Origin of the sequence: Gelidibacter japonicus (genome assembly GCF_010725055.1) — a bacterium.
GTDB lineage: Bacteria > Bacteroidota > Bacteroidia > Flavobacteriales > Flavobacteriaceae > Gelidibacter > Gelidibacter japonicus.
In genome coordinates this window covers 1-3,257 of record NZ_BJKB01000043.1, presented here as the reverse complement: position 1 = coordinate 3,257, position 3,257 = coordinate 1, and the positions used below count along the sequence as shown (strand labels likewise).

Annotated in this window: 4 protein-coding genes; all 4 read right to left on the bottom strand. The window is 34.5% G+C overall.

The genetic code is table 11. The features are described from left to right. Window positions 1-135: 135 nt before the first annotated feature. A complete protein-coding gene (locus G6N06_RS19525) occupies window positions 136-813 on the bottom strand; it encodes a restriction endonuclease (protein ID WP_163518375.1) in 678 nt (225 codons plus the stop codon). Then, window positions 810-1,307, bottom strand: coding sequence for a hypothetical protein (locus G6N06_RS19520; RefSeq protein WP_163518374.1), 498 nt, complete (start codon window positions 1,305-1,307; stop codon window positions 810-812). Before G6N06_RS19520 ends, G6N06_RS19525 begins: the two co-directional genes overlap by 4 nt. A gap of 93 nt (window positions 1,308-1,400) precedes the next feature. Continuing rightward, complete coding sequence (locus tag G6N06_RS19515) at window positions 1,401-2,210, bottom strand: hypothetical protein (RefSeq protein ID WP_163518373.1); 810 nt, start codon at window positions 2,208-2,210, stop codon at window positions 1,401-1,403. 227 nt (window positions 2,211-2,437) lie between these two features. Next, window positions 2,438-3,094 carry a hypothetical protein gene (locus G6N06_RS19510; RefSeq protein ID WP_163518372.1) on the bottom strand — a complete coding sequence of 219 codons (657 nt, stop codon included), beginning with the start codon at window positions 3,092-3,094 and terminating at the stop codon, window positions 2,438-2,440. Window positions 3,095-3,257 lie beyond the last annotated feature (163 nt).

The window sequence follows — 3,257 nt, the reverse complement described above, 5'->3', positions numbered from 1 at the left end:
AATCATTGACCGATGTTTACTTAGAACTCAACCCATCTTTTTGCGAACCGCCGTATACGAGACCCGTACGTACGGTGGTGTGAGAGGCGCAGTGGCGACCGGTAGGTCGTCACCCGTCTACTCGATTAGCACCTGTTATTTATTCAATTTCAGTCCTGTTGGTCTGTTTGTTAGTTCAAATATTTCTGTATTTCCAAGAATTAAAACAATCCCTGAAGAAGCTCTGTCTTTGTATTCTTCATTTATGTAAGACCGAGTTATCTCTCCGTTTTTGAGTAGGTGGTTAATTGTCTTTTTAAATATCTCAATCTTTATTTTTTGAGGTTTTCCGTTTGATGTAATTCGTTGAATTCCTGACCAATCGACTTTTACAATTTTGTTTGTTTTTCCATCTGGTCTTTTGATTGTTTTACCTTCTAATGGCATTACATACTTTTCCCAAATGTTTTCAAACGAGTTTGATTTAGTCGTCCTTTTGGTTTTGTTGGAAGTCCGAATTGCAGGTATGTTTAAAATCTCAATTTTCAACTTGTTGGCGACTTCAAGTGCATTGTCTATTATTCTTCCGTTTGTTGCTATGATTGCTTTTGTGCAGTCGAAATAGTCTTTTGCTCCGTGAAGTTCCATAACCATTTGTCTGTTTATTGGACGAGTTGAAGCACCAAACATTTTTGCTTGAATTGCTATTTTTTCTTTGCCTTTAGTCGCAAATACGTCAACACCGTAATCATTTGAGTATTGAGAAACGGTCGTTTTGTAACCTTTAGTTTCAAAGTGTTCTGCTACAATATGTTCATATTCATCAGGTCTCATCCGGTCAAGTTTGCAAATGGTCTTACACCAAATTGTTTAATGTATTCACTTAATAAGTGCTTTTCAATTTCTCTGGGGTCGTCTTTTGGTGTTGGCTTCCAACAAAATATTAAGTCACTATGGTTTTTAAGTTGCCAAATTAGTCTGCCGCCCCAATGACCAACATTTTTAGTTTCTCCAAATCTCAAATACTGTCCAAGTCTTGAGTTTAAAGTAGCTTGTCCTGTTGGACTTCCTGCTTTTCCAATGTAAACGACTTGTGAGTTGTCAACGTGATTGATTTTCAATTCAGCGATTGATACATTTGGGTCTTTCCCTTTAAAAAATCCTCCTACTCCTGGATTAATAAATTCGGTTTTCTTGAAAGTCGGGTTAACTACGAGGTAAACACCTTTGACTTTAGGAATACTCGATTTGTAAGTCCAAAGTTCTCTGACAGTTTTAAATCCTGTGAAACCATTTTTCTTTATGTCGTCAATATCATTGAAATTCACGGTCGTCTTTTTTAATAGGTGCTAACGGTCTCGGCTATGATTTCGTTGTGGAATCATCCGCAGGATTATTCCGCCGAAATCCGAACCTTAAATTTATAAATTAAACTTCGTTTTAACTCGTTGCCACAATGAATTATAGCCATTGTTGTAACCAGTATTTTTTCTTAAATTTTTTAGTGGAACATTCACATCACACTTGTTTTTTTCCAAGTCCGAGTAATAGCTGTCTTGAAATAATTTCAGGTTATCCCAATTCGAAAAGCTTTGATAATGTCTCGAAGATGAATAATACTTGTCAACTTCTAATTGTCCGATTTTCTCTATTTCAATTTCTGCTTTTTTGTAATGTTGAGCGTAATACCAACTTATTCTTTCTTTTGGTCTGTATTCGGTTTTAGAATGTTGTTGCATACCAAAAAGAATTTTGGCATTTTCAAAATCTTGTTCAGTTGGTTTGTCAGATTTTTTTATGTCAGTAACCGCAACCAAATTAAGTCCAAATTCCGATTCTTTTTCTGATTCAAGTACGAATGCTCCACAGAAGTCACCGTCACTTAATTTGAATATTAAACAATCTCCTTTTTGGAAAATCGCACCTCTTTTCTTCTTAACCTTTCTTTTTCGAGCGGTTTTCTTTTCGGTTGATATTTTTTCCAGAAAGTTTTCTAATACTTTTCTCCGTTTTGTCAAATCCGATTTTGAGGCGTCAAGTTCTTTCCACAATTCAATGTCCTTTTCAGATTCCACAATGTCTTTAATTCGACTGTGGATTTTCGGGTCAAGAGCTTTACATTCCCATTGAGATTTTGCTATGGTAATCCAAAAATTATTTTGGTCTTCGTGAGAGTCAATCAATTCTTTATTTTCCTTGATTAACTTTTCGGTTATGGCAGAAACTTCCATTCCTTGATTGTACAATTCAAAGAATTCATAATTGATGTCTTCGTAAACGTCATTTGAAGAAATTCCTGTTCCCCAAGTTCCCATAGGCTTTTTTCAATATTGGTTACGTTTGGTGTAAGAATAGTTGCGTGGGTTAAGCACCTAAAATAACAAAAATAAACCGAGCCTGTGGAAATTCCGCAGGAATTTCCAAGTAGGCGAGAACCAGCAATTATTTTTACACAGTGTTACCTGCTGGCTTTTAATTTTTCCATTTCAATTTTTTGTTTTTCAGAAAGTTCAATGTTATATAAAGAGATAGACATTGTGAGATCCGTTGTTTTCTCCCATTCAACATTTTTAATTTTCTCTTTTTTCATTAATCGGACTACTTTTTCTGTGCAAAATTTAAAAATATTCGCTTGACCTATTTCATTAGGATTGCACATAAACAAATCAGAACCATCCCAAAAGTCATCTTTAAAATAAAAACCACTCAAATGGGGTTCAGTAGTTATTCCGATGGTGTCCATTATGATTGGACTTGTCGAATAATCTCTAAATCCGCAACGTCCTGTTATAATCAGTACATAATATTTCTGGTCAATTAATTTGTTCTCTTTTGAATAGATTTCAACGTCATAAGTTTTCCATCCAGTAATTGCATTGGATTTAAAAATTTCAATTACTCTTTCACTTACTATTAGAGGGAATCCGATTGTTGTCCAAATAAAATCGCAAGGTTTTTTTTCGCCCATAGAATGTTTGACAAGAACAATTTCATTTAACGTTTTTTCTCCTCTTGTAATTTCAAATTCATCCAAGTCAGAATTTTCGATTACACCTCTAAATGGTCTATTCAAACAAGGGTCACTAATCAGAAATATTTTATCGTAGTTTAGCATCTTTTTTTAGCTTCTGACTAACGTTTTTGTAATACGCTAAGAATCAATTAATTTCAATTCCAAGGTCTTCATTGGTCAAAGCGAATTTATCGATTTGTTTTTTAATTCTCTTAACCAAACCTAGTTTTCTCTTTTGGTCCAAAAAGAGATAGCCTTCGGGATT